Genomic DNA, 13,649 nt, shown 5'->3' with positions numbered 1-13,649 from the left:
TTACACCGTTCCAATTGTTGCCCATGTGCCGTTAATCAGTACCTGAACCGCTGAGTAAGCGCCCCAGATTGAGGGGTTGTAGTTTGAGCCGGACATACCCGTATAAACACAGCCCGACGGTAAATCGATGCGCCCGCCGGTATCCGCAATAACCGTGCGCCCGGCCATGCGCACACCCTGAACCAGATTCTGATAGGCCCAGCTCTGCGCATTGTTCTGCGCAGCCGAGATATTTTGATTAAGCCAGTTGCTGAGGTAGCCGCCCCAGCAACTGCCTTGAACGTTGCCGTCTGGGTGCCACGTCGTCCCGCTGGAGGTGGTGATCGCAGGCCATTTACCGCCGATATGAATACCCGACTCAAAAGCGGCGGCGCCGGTTCTGACATCCACAGAAAACGGACGCAGGGCGTTGAATGTGCCGTATTGGTCATTTTCGTTTGTCAGCAGCAGATAAAGCCGGTTGCCGTCATTGCGCCAGAAGGAACCGAACCCGCCGCCGACCATGCGATAATTATCAATATGGGTAGATTGGATCTCCGCGCTGGTCTTTAGCGTCCCGGTTAGCTGCCCGCCAGTCTTCGCCAAATAGCGGCCATCTGCTTCGGTTTTATTCCACGCGTTAACGTCAGCGGCCAACAAATTGACATCGGCGGACAGCGGCTTACCGTTCACTTTGATAGAGCGCAGCGCGTATTTCTGCGCGGCCTGCGCGTCGGTCAGCGCGCCAACGTCAGCCGCCGTCGGTTTGTAGTCCGTCGTATAAACTCGCGCCCAGCGGAGCGAAGCCGAATTGTCTTTTCGCATCGAGCGCAAATAAAACGCCATATCGCCGGAGCCTACGGCAAATTGCACATTGCGGAATTCGTTCACTTTGCCGGTAAACAACACCCCCATGCCGCCCGGCACGGGATAGCCCTTATTGGTAGTGGCAACCAATGACTCAACGGTAAAGCCATTTTCGCGATTTAAGTCATCGTCAGCATTGGCGGTATTTTCGTTCGGGAATACGATACGCGGCAGAGTTAACGCCCCTTTCATCGTGTCGCCGGTCTGTTTTACATAGCGGCCATCCGCTTCGGTTTTGTTCCATGCGTTGACATCCCCCGCCAACAGATTGACATCCCCGCTCAACGGTTTGCCGTTCACCTTGATGGATCGCAGCGCATATTTCTGCATAGCCTGCGCATCCGTCAGCGCACCGGTTTCTTGCGCGGTAGGCGGTTTCGCCGTCGTATAAATACGCGGGTTTGCTCCCTGATTAGCTTCAGCGCCCCAATGCAGCTCGTCATCGATCCCCATACCAAGACGCATCAGTGCCTTCCCGGCGACTTGGAAACCGATTGATAAATTACTCTGTGCTGAAGGGCGGCTCATGACCAACGGCGTATGCTGGTTTCCCTCAATACTCAGTGAATCCCCATCCGTTTCAGCGCTACCGGGCTTAATAGCCAGTTTTTTAACCGTGCCGCCGGACAGCATCAGAAAACGACCGTCAGCTTCGGTTTTACTCCATGCACCGACATCGGCGGCCGTTGGTTTGTAATCGGTGGTGTAAATCCGTGACCATACCACCCCATTTTCAGGACGGTTAGAACGGCCAATAAAACCATGCCCCAGCCCCGACACGCTGACATAGCCCGTTGAGGGTGCGGCATCGCAAGGCAGGCTCAGCACCCCGGCGGCAATATTTCCAGCGATCGGCGGCTTGTTCTCAGAGGTCGCATTCAGCCGGTAAATTTGCGCAGTGTTGCAATAAGCGTTATCGAAAGCCCGCGCGCCCGCCCCCAGACCAAACGCGCCGACGGCCATCAGTTGTCCGCCTTCTACCCCGACGTTGCGCGTCGCGGCATCACCCAGCGCCAGATTGCCACGCGCGGCGGCCTTGTCGGGCAAGTCGGACAGATTGGCGGCCTTTTTCATGCTGGCATCGTTGACCGCTTTTAACGCTTTGGGCGTGCTGGCTTTCGTTTCGTCGGTGCTGGTCGTTGCGCTGCTCAGCTGTACCAGCCCTTTCGCCGTGGTGCTGGCGTCCGGGTGGTTTCGGGTTTTCTCATGCGCGGCGATCGCGTCGGCCACAAAATCCTTGGTCGCCAGCACGGTGTCGCCACCGGCGATCACCTGAATCGCCTCGGTGCTGCTGACAATCAGGATCATGCGCAGCGTCTGCGTGCGGCCGCTGCCCTCTTCCAGCTTCGGCTTGTAGCTCTCCGCCATGTTGCTGACGGCAATCAGCGTCCCGGCCTCGTCATAGAGGCCCATTTCACGCAACCACCACCCGCCGACGTTCGCCGGAATAATCATCTCGGCCAGAATGTGATTTTTCAATGCCTTATCGATGGTCAGCCCGTTTAGCGCCGCGCGGTACTTCTCGTTGACGAGTTTTGTTTGCGCCGGATTGGGCGTCGGCAGCGTGCCGTTCCCGTCGCCGACGGCCATAGAGACGATTTTCAACTGCGTGCCGCCCGCGCTGGCGGCGGCAATCTTGGCCGCCCCGGCGGTGGTAATAATCGCTTTGTATTTGCTCATGATTTTCTCTTATCCGGGGTAAACGGTAATGACATCGCCATCAATGGCAGCCGCGCCGGTGTAAATCCGGCCGGGGATGTCCTGCAAAATGTTGAGGCCGATCAGGTGGCGGCTCAGCGGCTTGGCGTCGGCGATCAGGCGCTCCATTTCCTGATACATTTCCTCGGTGATGCCGGTTTCCAGCACGCCAATATCCAGCCGGAAAGTACCGGGCGGATCGGCGCCGTCGGTATGGAACCACTCGATAACGTTGATCAGGTAGCCGAGCGGCTCCACCACGCGGCGCACAGCGCCGATGGTGCCCTTGTGCCGGTGAATGTAGAACGCAGCCGAAACCACGCCCCGCTTCACGTCCTCCGGCCACGCCTCATCCCAGCGATCGACAGAGAACGCCCACGCCAGATAGGGCAGCAGATGCACCGGGCAGGTTTTCGGGTTCCACAAATCACGCAGGGGAACCGGCACGCGCTCCAGCTCGGCACACGCGGCGGCGGCGGCAACTTCCAGCGGTGAGGAGCCGACAGGCAATAGACGGTTAGTCATCGGCTCGCCCTGGGGTAATGTTCACGCCGGTGCAGTAACCCGCCTGCGTTTTATCCAGCACGATGTCAGCAGCAGGCTTGATGATTTCCACATGTTCGACACCTTCAACGGTCAATGCCGCATTCATGCTTGAGCGCCGGATACTGCGCCCGAGGCGCCGCATATTTTGCACATAGGCGCGTAGCCGTTTGTTTGCGGTGTCGAGGATGGGCGCCACTTCCGGGCCGGGATACAGGTATAAAACGGCCTCGATAACATACGGGGCAATTTTGGCTGATTGCACGATGACGCGATCGGCAACCGGGCGCACATCCTCATCATTCAGCGCGTCGCGGACAACCTGCAACAGCTCAGCGCTGGCGGTGCCGTCGCCGTCCCGTGACAACACGGTGACGGTCACGTTAGCCGGTGATGGGCTGATTGCCGTCACATCAGCTACCCGGCCATCGGCCGAGCGGGCGTGATAACGATAGGAACCAGCCGATCCCGCCGTACTCATCCCTTCGAAAGCATCCTGCAGGCGCAGGCGGTAATCTTCATCCGCTTCCATGATTGCCAGTGTCGGCGGAATGGTGCTCTCATCCGCCGGAGCGATCACCAGTCGCGGCGTGTTGAAGTTGGCCCCGAGCTGGTCGAGGTCTTCGCCGGTGGAATACGCCAGCATCACCGCTTTCGCGGCATCGTTGACGCGCTGGCGTAGAATCACCTCGCGGTAGGCGTTTTCCTGCAACAGCTTAACGATCGGCTCCGACTCCAGCGCCAGCGTGCGCGCGACGGCCTCCCGTTGTTCCTCCGGGTAAAGCGAAATCAGCGTCGCCTTACGCTCTGCCAAAATGTCTTCATAATCCAGCACCTCAACGACGATCGGCGCGGGCAGCTGTGAAAGGTCAATCGTTGCCATGGTTTCAGCTCACAGGAACAGACAGCGACAGCGCGCCGGGGGCATCGGTGCGGGTGCCGGTGATGTCGATCACCATCTTGCCGTCATAGGTGGTATTAAAAGCGATGCCGGTCAGCTTGACGCGCGGCTCCCACGCCAAAATCGCGCTGTAGCAGGCGGCCATAATCTGCAGGCGCAGCGCGTCGTTCTGCGGCTGGTCGAGCAGCTCAGAGAGCAACGAGCCATAAGCCCGGCGCATCGGGCGCGAACCCTGCGGCGTGACCAAGATGTCCGCCACGGACTGGCGAATATGCTCGATGTCAGTCAGCGTGCGGCCGGTGCCTCGGTTCATGCCGATATATTTGGCGCTGTTCATGTTGGTTTCCCCGTTTTCCCGCCGCCGGTCTGGACACCGCCGTGTGTGTGCGAATCAACAACGACGCCATTCGACGAGAACGAGCCGCCGCTGTGCTCGATGTTCCCGCGCATCTCTCCGCCTTTTTGCACTTCCAGCGTGCCGGTGGTGAGTTTGTTGGTGCAGACCACTTCTGGCGCATCGAGCGTGATTTTGTCAGCCGTAACGATCACCACCTTAGTGCTGGCGGTGATGGACTCCGACGCCTGCACGTCAGCGGTTTTAATGCCTGACACACTCAGCGCGCCGGTTTCCGGTTCGTACTCGATAACCGCGCCATCAGGGAATGCGATATGCAGCGCATCCGCCGACGCAGACGGGGCCGGGAAGTCGTCAGAGAAAATGCCACACAGCACAAACGCGGTATCGAGTTCGCCACCCAGCGCAAAGATCAGCACCTGCTCACCGACCGAGGGCGCCGACCAGCTGCGAGTACGCCCGGCGCGACAGGTTAGCCAGTTGAGCCAGTCGGTAAGATTGCCGCCGGTTTCGACGCGGCACAGGCCGTTATCAAGGTCAACGGTGCTCACGGTGCCGATGCGGATCAGGTTGCGCAGCAGGCGCAAAATGTCGTGTTGATTGTTCATGCTGGAAGGATGCCGCCCGGCGCGGGCGGCGACAACGCGATGAGGTTGGAAGATCGGAGGCACAACAGGGGGTTATTCTGCGAGGTGTTCTATCACGGCCGTTTCTATGATTTTGACGTCATCCGGGCCAAATCCCAGCAACGGACGGGCCTCATATTTTACCGCCTCGCTGTGCGGCGTCGGCCGATCGCGCAGGCCAAAATGATGCACATTGACCATACGCTGAACCCGCCCGACAAACTCAACCACGGCCGCATCGCTGTTGCCCTGGGCTTTCAGGTAACGGGCCGTGCGCAGCTTGGAGAACATTGCCCGATCGCGCAGGCGCTTTTTGTTTCGAAGCCGAGTTTTGCGCGACGCGTAGGGTGTGCCGTCCGGCGCCTGCTGGCGTTTGATGTGTTGCTGTTGACCGGCGCGCAGGCGCTTTGAAACGGCAACGGCCAGCGACTTACGCGACTGCGGCGACAGCTTGGCAATGAGCCCGGCCAGCCGGGTGTCAAAGGGATTAAGCTCGCTCATGCCATTCACTCACTAATTCACCGTGAACAAAGAGCTGCATCGGCCGCGTGATGTCCTCCGGTAACGGCGGCTCCGGCAGGTGCTTAACGTGTAGTGCGCCGTTCTGTTCGCTGACCACTACACGCTCGGTCAGCTGCAGCGATACGCTGAAATCGTAAGAGCCGTTGTTGTTGAAGTCACTCGCGAAGGTGATCCCGGTGCGGCGCTTTTCCTCAGTTGCCATGATGTCCGGCTGGTTCTCCCGTAGCCATGCCTGAATCGGCACCATGATTAAATCCAGATCGCCGGTGTAGTCCAAAAACAGCAGGTTAAGCGTATAGCGGTACTCATGGGACAGCGAGGCGGCAAGCGTGGCGACCACATTGCCGCGCTCTACCCGCACTTGCAGATTTTCAGGGTTGCGCTGTAGCCACGGCAGGCAGCTTGTCAGCTCAGCGCGGAGCTGTTGCGGTTTTAACATCGTGTTGTTCCTGACAGTGTTTTATCGTTTCGACCTGCACCGCGCAGGCCGCCAAGGCGTTTTCAAGCTGGCGAATATCGGCGCTCAGATCGCCGTTAGTCGCCGGGCGGCTGGCCGGGATTTGGCACAGACTCACTTTCGGACAGCCAACGTAGATAATCCGCGGCGCCGGTGAAGCCGGGGCGCTGGTGCAGCCGGGCAACGTCAGCAGGCAAAGCAGTGTTAAACCAGTCCCGTAATTGCTGATTTTCATTGAGTAACCTCTGTATTTTCTGCTCGCGCGTCAGCGCCAGCCGGTGCGCGGCGTTTAGGTCGCCCCTTAACTTTTCCTCTTCCTGCGCCAGCACACCTACCGCCGCCTGCAACGTGTCGATCGCCGCGCGGGTATCGGTCAGCGCCGCCGCAATCCGGCCGTTCTCCTGCCGGGCGCTTTCCAGCCGTTCCCCCAACGTGACAACCTGCCATTTCATCCAACCGGCGACGACCAGCGCCAGCACCAGAAACCACCCGATCACGCGGCTCATGGCGCGGCCCCGATCAGGCAGTGGGCCAGCTCCGCCGCCCGGCGCCGTTCCAGTCCCGGCGATTTAACGCCGTTGACGAACACCCAGCGCGGCAACTGTTGGCAGGCGCTGCGCCAGTCCTGCCGCTTGATGAAACCGGCCAGCGTAGAGCCGCAGGCGGCCGTAACGCCGACGTTAAAGGCAAAGGACACCACCGCGTCATAAACCGGCGGCGGCATCGTGACAGGCATACAGCGACCTATGCCGCGCTCCACACGATATACGTCGGCAACGAGGTTAACGGCAGCTTGGCGCTCGCTGATAACCGCGCCGGGCTTTACCCCGGCCGTGTGGCCAATGCCGCTTGTCCAGACACCCGCTTGGCATTGGTAAGGCGATAAGCGGCAACCTTCAAAATCGGCAAGCAGGCGCAACCCGGTCTCAGAGATCTGCAGCGCGCTGAATTGCGGCAGCAGCACCGCCAGCGCCAGCACGGCGGCCACGCTGCAGCGTTTAGCGATTGAGTTCATCGTAAACCCTCCGGCTGACGCCCAACTTGTTCAACAGCTGGTAGCTTTTGCGGCGGTAGTACCAGTTAACGAGGAACGTCCCAACGCCAACGGCGGCGCCGACCATAAAGGCGATATCCTGAGGACTGTATCGGCCAATCCAAGCGAGAAAGGCCGCTACGGTATAGGCCACCCACGACGTAATTTTCTCCATTGCTAATCCCATAAATTGACGGTTTCACGCTGCGGCGCGGCGGTCACGTCCGGCAGCTCGACCGGGTGGCCGTGGGGCAATATTGCCCCGGCAGCGGCCAGCCCTTCATTTAGCGAATAGACCTGCTCAACCACGCCCTGCGTGCGCCCGTAGTAGCGCCAGCAAATCGCGTCAACGGTGTCGCCCTGCAGGGCGTAGACTCTCATCAGAGCAGCCCGATGATGCAGTGGCTACGCTCGGCCACGTTACTGATAGCGTTGCGGGCGTTGCGCCACAGCTCGCCGATCGAGGCTTCAATCACATCAGCCTTGCGGCCGCCGGTGGCGGTGGTGTCGAAACTTCGGTATTGCTCCGAGAGCGTCGCCATGGTCATCGCGCTGACGGCATTGCGGTATTCGCTCACCCGCACGCTTTCGCCGTCGAGCTGTTCACCCGGCACATCCTCAAGCCGCTGATAGCCGTCGGCCATCTGGTCGCGGCGGAAAATGAACAGCTCGGCGTTTACCTCCGCGATCGCGCTTTTAATTGCCAGCCGCAGGCGCGGGGCGGTGATGGTGCCTTCAATGCGCATCACGTCGCGCACGTCCGCCGGGTCAATGTCCGGCCAGAAAAAGACGTTTTTAACGATCGGCTCATCCTCCGGGCGCGGTGCTGGCGCGTCCGGGCGTGGCCGCTTAATCACAACGGTGCTCATATGACCTCAGAAAGTTAGGGGGCGGTGGACGACGGCGTTAACGAGGTGAAACCTGTCGCGGCCGTCGTGCCGCCCGGCGCGGGGCGCGTTCTGTCAGCGGCTGGCGGCAGTGCGTATCGCCCGCTCCAGCCGTTCAATGTCCTTTTTCACGCCGCAGCCGTTATGCAACTGCAGCGCACGCTTAAGGTGGTTCAATGCCAGTTCAGCCCTGCCCGCCGCGCGCAAGACGTACCCGGTGATTTTGTGCAACTTGGCGCGCACTTGGTCGGGCATGTCTTCTGCGTCGGTGAGTTCCATCGTCTGCGTGAGGTGGTCAATGTTGACCGGCTCCCCGGCCTCAAAGGCGCGGGTGGCAGACTCGGCGACGTCTTCTGCGATGAGGTATGGCGTGGAGCGTGCGAAATTGCCCGGCGGCGCCAACTGGTAGCGCAGCGCATAGCGGGCGATGTCCAGCGCGCCGGGAATGTCCCCGGCATCCAGACGCCAGATCATGACCGTCATCAGAATGGCGTCCTGCGCGCCGCGACCTTCGGCCAGCACACCGGCAACCCAGGGGGCATAGTCCGGCAGCAGTTGGCGCTTGAGTTCGGCTTTACGCTCGTTTGAGCGCACCTTTTTGAGCTTTCGCTTATCTTCATTGAGTTTAAGCATCATCCGTTCATAGCCGTTGGCGTGGCGCAGCGGGTCATTCTCCCGCTGCGCGGCCTCGACCGCTGACTGGCGCATAAGGTGACGGCGGGCAGGGCTGGTCATGGTTATTTACCGCCTTTCGCTTTGTCGTCTGCCGGTGCTTCCTCCGGGTCTTTCACTTCGGCGACTGGCTCCGCTGGAGCGGTGGCAACCTTCACCGCTTCAACAATGGCACCGGCCAGCGCCTTAATGTCATCGCCGGAGGTCGGCAGTGCGGCCTTGGTGTTTGGCTCGGTCGGCTTGACGGCCAACAGCTCGATGTTCTCCACCAGACAGCCGCAGGCGTAATCCTCCACCACATAGTCCTCGTTGATGGACTCATAGTTTTCGATGCGGTCGCGCTTGGCGTTCTCCACCATATGGCGGCGGTGTGTGTCTTCCTGCCAGTAGATCGACAGGTTATCCATGCGGGTGATCAACAGCGCATCCGCCGGGAAGTACGGCACACGCACGGCGGGCAGATTGCCGATGCGCTTCTGGCTGATAATCAGATCGGCGGCCAGCGCTTCAGTGTTGGGCTGTTCCTGATTGACCAGCGGAAAATACTTGTCGGCCAGCAGCTGACGACCGCAGATCACTACCAGTTCCGGATCTTCCTGATACCACGGTGCAATCAGGGTATTAGTGGCATCCATCACCAGCGAGTCGAGGTTGGCGTAATCGCCACCGGCACCCACGCGGATGTTTTCAGACACCACGCTGCCGTCCATACCCACGATTTTATTCATCACGCGGCCCGGCGCGTTCTCGCGGTACTTCTGCAACCAGCCCGGCGCAATGTCCTGCAGCAGCGGGAACTTGACGCGGTTGGAGGTTTTGGCGCGGTGCGTACCGTTAAAGCCGATCATGATGCGGTCGAGCGCCTGTCGTTTCACAATCGCATCGCGTAAGCGGGTCTGGAAATCCTGATAACGCGCCCACAGGTCGAGAGTGTTGTAGCGGATGTGGAAATCGTAGTTCACCTGCTGACAGAAATAGTCATCGGTGTCCAGCGTGGCAAAGTCGGCCGTTTCGCGTTCATCGCCGCCGGCGGTGTCGGTGGTGCTGGCGATGGTGCCGCTCACACCTAAACCAACTTTCTCTCCCTTCATTTCCTTCACCGGCAGGATATTGATGCGGGTCAGGAACGTGGAGGAATCCTGTACGCGGGTCATGATGGTTTGCGTAACGGACGGCTCAACGCTGAATTTTTTATCTAGATCGCCGGTAGCGACGCCATTCAGTTCGGCAAGGCGGGACAAAAAAGCATTAAATTTAAAACGAGTTTGCTTGCGCATTTTTCTTCCTATTTTTATTCGGTTTTATCGGGTATGACTGCCTTAGCAGTCGGTCAGCACGTCTTGCGCGCTGTTGCCGCCGGTGGCTTCCGGGCGGGCCTGCTGGCTGAAATCTTCCGAGATGGAAAGCTGGGCTTGCAGCGCGCTGAACGCATCGCTGCCGGTTTTTACCTGTTGCTTGAGGTCGGCTACCTGCTCGCTCAGTGCAGCGAATTTCTCGGTAAAGCGGGTGTCCGCGTCCTGCAACTGCTCGGCCACGGTCATCACGGCGCCTTCCATCTCACCAAATCGCACATCGTCGGTGGCCTGCTTGCGGCTAAACATCGCTTTGATGCGGGCAGAGAATGAGGTTTCCGGGTCAGCGACCGGCTCAAAATCGAAACAAACTTCGAGCGGCGCGGAGAACTCGACGTTCTCGTGGCGGCGGCTGAACTCCAGCATGTCAGTGCCGAGGCTCGCCGGGTCATCGGTGACGGCCAACCCGACCAGATACGACTTGCCGGTCTTGGCGAAATCGCGACGGATCTCCATCGAGGTGAAAACCTTTTGGCCCGCGCCAACCATCGACACCAGATCGGCGGTCGGGGCCAGACTGGCGTACAACGCCCACTTGCCGTGCAACAGCGGTTCGTCCGGCTCGTCGATTTTCTCGGCCTTCAGCTCAACCACGCCGCCGTAACGACGAAAATATCCGTCAGGCAAAATCCCCTTGATGTGCTCCATATTGATGCGGGCGCCGTACACCTTCGGGCTGTAGGTCGCGGCCATCTGCTGAATATCCGCAGCGCCGATCTCGCGACCGTCAACGGTGTCGCCTTCAACGCCGATGCGGAAAAACTTAGTAACTTTCTTTGCCATGTAAACGGCTCCGGTTGTGGTGATTGGGTTCGGGGCTAGTTTCGGGGGAATGGCGCCGCGTCTCAACGCGTTGCGGTTGGAAGATCTGAGGCACAACAAGGGCTTAATGCGAGTCGCCCGGCGCTTTCGTAGCCTTGGCGGCATGAATACGACACAGGCAACAACCATCATCAGCGATCCGCGCCGCCAAGCTGCCTTGCTCTACTGGCAGGGCTTCTCTGTGCGCCAAATTGCGGAAACGCTGAACCTCAAGGGGCCGACCGTGCAGAGCTGGAAACTGCGCGATAAATGGGACGACATCGCGCCCATTTCCCGCGTTGAGCAAAGCATGGAAGCGCGGTTGATTCAGCTCATCATGAAAGACGTCAAGGAGGGGAAAGACTTCAAAGAAATCGACCTGTTAGGCCGTCAGATTGAACGGCTGGCGCGGGTCAATCGCTATTCGGCGACCGGCAACGAGGCGGACTTAAACCCGAACGTCGCCAACCGCAACAAAGGCGAGCGCAAGCCCGCCGAGCGCAACGTGTTCAGTGAGGCCGCCGTGGAGAAGCTGCAAAGCATCTTCGCAGAAACCACCTTCGAGTATCAGATGGGATGGTATCGCGCCGGGCTGCAACACCGTATCCGCAACATCCTGAAATCGCGCCAGATCGGCGCCACGTTCTTCTTTGCCCGCGAAGCATTACTCGATGCGCTGACCACCGGCCGCAATCAGATTTTCCTGTCAGCCAGTAAGGCGCAGGCGCACGTATTCCGCAATTACATCATTGATTTTGCGCGGATGGTCGAGGTTGACCTGAAAGGCGATCCGATGGTACTGCCGAACGGCGCCCGCCTGATGTTCCTCGGCACCAACGTGCGCACCGCGCAGAGCTACACCGGCAATCTATATCTGGATGAGTATTTCTGGATACCGAAGTTTCAGGAGCTGCGCAAAGTCGCCAGCGGGATGTCGCTGCACAAGCGGTGGCGCACTACCTACTTTTCCACGCCGTCGAGTCTGGCGCACTCCGCTTATCCGTTCTGGTCGGGGGAACTGTTCAACAAAGGCCGCCGCAGCAAAGCCGATCACGTTCAGCTCGACCTCAGCCACAGCCACCTGTCAAAAGGCGTGCTGTGCGGCGATGGGCAATGGCGCCAGATTGTCACGGTTGAGGATGCGCTGACCGGCGGCTGTAACCTGTTCGACCTCGATCAGCTGTCGCTCGAATACAGCCCGGCAGAGTATCAGAACCTGCTGATGTGTGAATTTGTGGACGATACCGCGTCGGTATTCCCGTTCGCCGAGCTACAAGGCTGCATGGTCGATACGCTGGAAGAGTGGGAAGACTTCAACCCTTACGCCGTGCGGCCGTTCGGCTATCGCCCGGTGTGGATCGGCTACGACCCATCCGAAGCCAACGGCGGCGACAGCGCCGGGTGTGCGGTGATCGCGCCGCCAATGGTGGCCGGGGGCAAGTTCCGCGTGCTCGAGCGCCACCAGTGGCAGGGCATGAACTTTGCCGCTCAGGCCCAGAAGATTAAAGACCTGACCGAAAAATATTGTGTGGAGTACATCGGCATTGATGCGACCACCGTCGGCCAAGGTGTTTTCCAGTTGGTGCGCGAGTTCTTCCCGGCCGCGCGGGAGATCAAATACACCCCAGAAATCAAAACCGCCATGGTGCTGAAGGCAAAAGACACCATCGGGCGCGGCTGTCTGGAATACGACACCAGCCACACCGACATCACCGCCGCCTTTATGGCGATCCGCAAAACCATGACCGCCAGCGGCGCGCGTTCCACCTACACCGCCAGCCGCAGCGAAGAAGCCAGCCACGCCGATGTCGCGTGGGCAATCATGCACGCCCTCTTGAACGAACCGCTGACCGCAGGCAGCGGCCACAGCAGCCCGAACATTTTGGAGTTTTACTGATGAGCAAACGCAAAGGCCGCAAGGCATTTACCACCCCGGCACCAGCCCCGGCTGCAGAGCAGAAGCAGCATGTTGAGGCGTTCACCTTTGGCGAGCCCTCGGCTGTGCTGGATAAGCGGGAAATTCTGGATTACATCGAGTGCACGACCAATGGCAAGTGGTACGAGCCGCCGATTAGCTTCGATGGGCTGGCACGCAGTGTGCGCGCCGCCGTGCATCACAGCTCGCCAATGTACGTTAAGCGCAATATTTTAGCGTCAACATTCATCCCGCACCGGCTGTTAAGTCAGCAGGAGTTTAGCCGTTACGTGCTGGATTATCTGGTATTTGGTAACGCCTTTTTAGAGGTCAGGAAAAATCGACTCGGAGAACCACTGCGCCTGCAGTGTTCACCGGCAAAATACACCCGCCGGGGTGTTGAACCTGATACGTATTGGTTTGTGCATGACTGGAAAGAGCCACACCAGTTCACTCCGGGTAGCGTGTTTCATTTGATTGAGCCGGATATTAACCAAGAGCTGTACGGGCTGCCGGAGTACCTCAGCGCGCTAAACTCCGCTTGGCTGAACGAAGCAGCGACGCTGTTCCGCCGTAAGTATTACCAGAACGGGGCGCACGCCGGTTACATCCTGTATATGACCGACGCGGCGCAGAGTACCAGCGACGTTGACAGAATGCGCCAAGCCATGCGCGACACCAAGGGCTTAGGGAATTTCCGCAATCTGTTCATGTACGCGCCGAACGGCAAGCCGGACGGCATCAAAATTTTGCCGCTGTCCGAGGTCGCCACCAAAGACGACTTTTTCAACATCAAGAACGCCAGCCGCGACGATCTGCTAAGCGCACACCGCGTACCGCCGCAGATGATGGGGATCATTCCAAATAATACCGGGGGGTTTGGGGATGTGGAAAAGGCTAGCCAGGTTTTTGTGCGGAATGAGTTAACACCACTTCAGGAAAGAATGAAGGAAATCAACTTATGGCTTGATGCAGAGGTAATTAAATTCAAAAATTATGATTTAAGCTAACATATAAACGCATGCCTCCCCATAGCGAGGT

The 13,649-nt window shown here is 59.2% G+C and carries 18 protein-coding genes; 2 read left to right on the top strand and 16 right to left on the bottom strand.

What is annotated here, in order from left to right; all coding sequences use genetic code 11:
• The 16 genes from ACJ8J4_RS13345 to ACJ8J4_RS13270 all read right to left on the bottom strand — a co-directional run bounded on the left by ACJ8J4_RS13345 (nucleotide 1) and on the right by ACJ8J4_RS13270 (nucleotide 10,675).
• A complete protein-coding gene (locus tag ACJ8J4_RS13345) occupies nucleotides 1-2,526 on the bottom strand; it encodes a phage tail protein (RefSeq protein WP_223182198.1) in 2,526 nt (841 codons plus the stop codon).
• Nucleotides 2,527-2,535: 9 nt separating this feature from the next.
• Complete coding sequence (locus tag ACJ8J4_RS13340) at nucleotides 2,536-3,069, bottom strand: phage tail protein I (RefSeq protein WP_015379109.1); 534 nt, start codon at nucleotides 3,067-3,069, stop codon at nucleotides 2,536-2,538.
• Nucleotides 3,062-3,970, bottom strand: a complete 909-nt coding sequence (locus ACJ8J4_RS13335; protein ID WP_049278482.1) for a baseplate assembly protein — start codon at nucleotides 3,968-3,970, stop codon at nucleotides 3,062-3,064. The genes ACJ8J4_RS13340 and ACJ8J4_RS13335 overlap by 8 nt, the downstream gene beginning before the upstream one ends.
• A 4-nt stretch (nucleotides 3,971-3,974) precedes the next feature.
• Nucleotides 3,975-4,325, bottom strand: a complete 351-nt coding sequence (locus ACJ8J4_RS13330) for a GPW/gp25 family protein (RefSeq protein ID WP_049278481.1) — start codon at nucleotides 4,323-4,325, stop codon at nucleotides 3,975-3,977.
• Nucleotides 4,322-4,951 carry a phage baseplate assembly protein V gene (locus tag ACJ8J4_RS13325; protein ID WP_049278480.1) on the bottom strand — a complete coding sequence of 210 codons (630 nt, stop codon included), beginning with the start codon at nucleotides 4,949-4,951 and terminating at the stop codon, nucleotides 4,322-4,324. The genes ACJ8J4_RS13330 and ACJ8J4_RS13325 overlap by 4 nt, the downstream gene beginning before the upstream one ends.
• Nucleotides 4,952-5,023: 72 nt before the next feature.
• Nucleotides 5,024-5,470: a phage virion morphogenesis protein gene (locus ACJ8J4_RS13320; protein ID WP_188240348.1), complete on the bottom strand. Its 447-nt coding sequence runs from the start codon at nucleotides 5,468-5,470 to the stop codon at nucleotides 5,024-5,026.
• A complete protein-coding gene (locus ACJ8J4_RS13315) occupies nucleotides 5,457-5,930 on the bottom strand; it encodes a phage tail protein (protein WP_188240346.1) in 474 nt (157 codons plus the stop codon). The genes ACJ8J4_RS13320 and ACJ8J4_RS13315 overlap by 14 nt, the downstream gene beginning before the upstream one ends.
• Nucleotides 5,902-6,132, bottom strand: a complete 231-nt coding sequence (gene lysC, locus ACJ8J4_RS13310; protein WP_230199994.1) for an Rz1-like lysis system protein LysC — start codon at nucleotides 6,130-6,132, stop codon at nucleotides 5,902-5,904. Before lysC ends, ACJ8J4_RS13315 begins: the two co-directional genes overlap by 29 nt.
• Nucleotides 6,026-6,454 (bottom strand): Rz-like lysis system protein LysB, encoded by a 429-nt coding sequence (gene lysB / locus ACJ8J4_RS13305; RefSeq protein WP_188240345.1) that lies wholly within the window; start codon nucleotides 6,452-6,454, stop codon nucleotides 6,026-6,028. Before lysB ends, lysC begins: the two co-directional genes overlap by 107 nt.
• Nucleotides 6,451-6,963 carry a lysozyme gene (locus ACJ8J4_RS13300; RefSeq protein WP_142002200.1) on the bottom strand — a complete coding sequence of 171 codons (513 nt, stop codon included), beginning with the start codon at nucleotides 6,961-6,963 and terminating at the stop codon, nucleotides 6,451-6,453. The genes lysB and ACJ8J4_RS13300 overlap by 4 nt, the downstream gene beginning before the upstream one ends.
• On the bottom strand, nucleotides 6,947-7,156 hold the full coding sequence (locus tag ACJ8J4_RS13295; protein ID WP_015379117.1) for an HP1 family phage holin: 210 nt from the start codon (nucleotides 7,154-7,156) through the stop codon (nucleotides 6,947-6,949). Before ACJ8J4_RS13295 ends, ACJ8J4_RS13300 begins: the two co-directional genes overlap by 17 nt.
• 2 nt (nucleotides 7,157-7,158) lie before the next feature.
• Nucleotides 7,159-7,362, bottom strand: a complete 204-nt coding sequence (locus tag ACJ8J4_RS13290; protein ID WP_015379118.1) for a tail protein X — start codon at nucleotides 7,360-7,362, stop codon at nucleotides 7,159-7,161.
• Complete coding sequence (locus tag ACJ8J4_RS13285) at nucleotides 7,362-7,850, bottom strand: head completion/stabilization protein (protein WP_188240344.1); 489 nt, start codon at nucleotides 7,848-7,850, stop codon at nucleotides 7,362-7,364. The genes ACJ8J4_RS13290 and ACJ8J4_RS13285 overlap by 1 nt, the downstream gene beginning before the upstream one ends.
• 93 nt (nucleotides 7,851-7,943) lie before the next feature.
• On the bottom strand, nucleotides 7,944-8,603 hold the full coding sequence (locus tag ACJ8J4_RS13280) for a terminase endonuclease subunit (protein ID WP_188240343.1): 660 nt from the start codon (nucleotides 8,601-8,603) through the stop codon (nucleotides 7,944-7,946).
• 2 nt (nucleotides 8,604-8,605) lie between these two features.
• Nucleotides 8,606-9,817: a phage major capsid protein, P2 family gene (locus ACJ8J4_RS13275; RefSeq protein WP_169539807.1), complete on the bottom strand. Its 1,212-nt coding sequence runs from the start codon at nucleotides 9,815-9,817 to the stop codon at nucleotides 8,606-8,608.
• A 42-nt stretch (nucleotides 9,818-9,859) separates the two neighbouring features.
• Nucleotides 9,860-10,675 (bottom strand): GPO family capsid scaffolding protein, encoded by an 816-nt coding sequence (locus tag ACJ8J4_RS13270; protein ID WP_188240342.1) that lies wholly within the window; start codon nucleotides 10,673-10,675, stop codon nucleotides 9,860-9,862.
• A 142-nt stretch (nucleotides 10,676-10,817) separates the two neighbouring features.
• On the opposite strand from ACJ8J4_RS13270, the gene ACJ8J4_RS13265 reads away from it, so the two are divergent.
• Nucleotides 10,818-12,590 carry a terminase ATPase subunit family protein gene (locus tag ACJ8J4_RS13265; RefSeq protein ID WP_188240341.1) on the top strand — a complete coding sequence of 591 codons (1,773 nt, stop codon included), beginning with the start codon at nucleotides 10,818-10,820 and terminating at the stop codon, nucleotides 12,588-12,590.
• Nucleotides 12,590-13,618, top strand: coding sequence for a phage portal protein (locus ACJ8J4_RS13260; RefSeq protein ID WP_188240340.1), 1,029 nt, complete (start codon nucleotides 12,590-12,592; stop codon nucleotides 13,616-13,618). Before ACJ8J4_RS13265 ends, ACJ8J4_RS13260 begins: the two co-directional genes overlap by 1 nt.
• Nucleotides 13,619-13,649 lie beyond the last annotated feature (31 nt).

Origin of the sequence: Serratia sp. CY47280, from assembly GCF_052168655.1 — a bacterium.
Taxonomy (GTDB): Bacteria; Pseudomonadota; Gammaproteobacteria; order Enterobacterales; family Enterobacteriaceae; genus Serratia; species Serratia bockelmannii.
The sequence above is the reverse complement of the archived record's forward strand: the minus strand, read 5'-3'. Positions and strand labels throughout refer to the sequence as shown.

Bases quoted from the DNA above. Each gene is read 5' to 3' on its own strand.
- ACJ8J4_RS13265 (WP_188240341.1), top strand. From the start codon at position 10,818: ATGAATACGACACAGGCAACAACCATCATCAGCGATCCGCGCCGCCAA.
- ACJ8J4_RS13270 (WP_188240342.1), bottom strand. From the start codon at position 10,675: ATGGCAAAGAAAGTTACTAAGTTTTTCCGCATCGGCGTTGAAGGCGAC.
- ACJ8J4_RS13285 (WP_188240344.1), bottom strand. From the start codon at position 7,850: ATGAGCACCGTTGTGATTAAGCGGCCACGCCCGGACGCGCCAGCACCG.
- ACJ8J4_RS13295 (WP_015379117.1), bottom strand. From the start codon at position 7,156: ATGGAGAAAATTACGTCGTGGGTGGCCTATACCGTAGCGGCCTTTCTC.
- lysB (WP_188240345.1), bottom strand. From the start codon at position 6,454: ATGAGCCGCGTGATCGGGTGGTTTCTGGTGCTGGCGCTGGTCGTCGCC.
- ACJ8J4_RS13260 (WP_188240340.1), top strand. From the start codon at position 12,590: ATGAGCAAACGCAAAGGCCGCAAGGCATTTACCACCCCGGCACCAGCC.
- ACJ8J4_RS13330 (WP_049278481.1), bottom strand. From the start codon at position 4,325: ATGAACAGCGCCAAATATATCGGCATGAACCGAGGCACCGGCCGCACG.
- ACJ8J4_RS13335 (WP_049278482.1), bottom strand. From the start codon at position 3,970: ATGGCAACGATTGACCTTTCACAGCTGCCCGCGCCGATCGTCGTTGAG.
- ACJ8J4_RS13320 (WP_188240348.1), bottom strand. From the start codon at position 5,470: ATGAGCGAGCTTAATCCCTTTGACACCCGGCTGGCCGGGCTCATTGCC.
- ACJ8J4_RS13280 (WP_188240343.1), bottom strand. From the start codon at position 8,603: ATGACCAGCCCTGCCCGCCGTCACCTTATGCGCCAGTCAGCGGTCGAG.
- ACJ8J4_RS13290 (WP_015379118.1), bottom strand. From the start codon at position 7,362: ATGAGAGTCTACGCCCTGCAGGGCGACACCGTTGACGCGATTTGCTGG.
- ACJ8J4_RS13300 (WP_142002200.1), bottom strand. From the start codon at position 6,963: ATGAACTCAATCGCTAAACGCTGCAGCGTGGCCGCCGTGCTGGCGCTG.
- ACJ8J4_RS13340 (WP_015379109.1), bottom strand. From the start codon at position 3,069: ATGACTAACCGTCTATTGCCTGTCGGCTCCTCACCGCTGGAAGTTGCC.
- ACJ8J4_RS13315 (WP_188240346.1), bottom strand. From the start codon at position 5,930: ATGTTAAAACCGCAACAGCTCCGCGCTGAGCTGACAAGCTGCCTGCCG.
- ACJ8J4_RS13275 (WP_169539807.1), bottom strand. From the start codon at position 9,817: ATGCGCAAGCAAACTCGTTTTAAATTTAATGCTTTTTTGTCCCGCCTT.
- ACJ8J4_RS13345 (WP_223182198.1), bottom strand. From the start codon at position 2,526: ATGAGCAAATACAAAGCGATTATTACCACCGCCGGGGCGGCCAAGATT.
- ACJ8J4_RS13325 (WP_049278480.1), bottom strand. From the start codon at position 4,951: ATGAACAATCAACACGACATTTTGCGCCTGCTGCGCAACCTGATCCGC.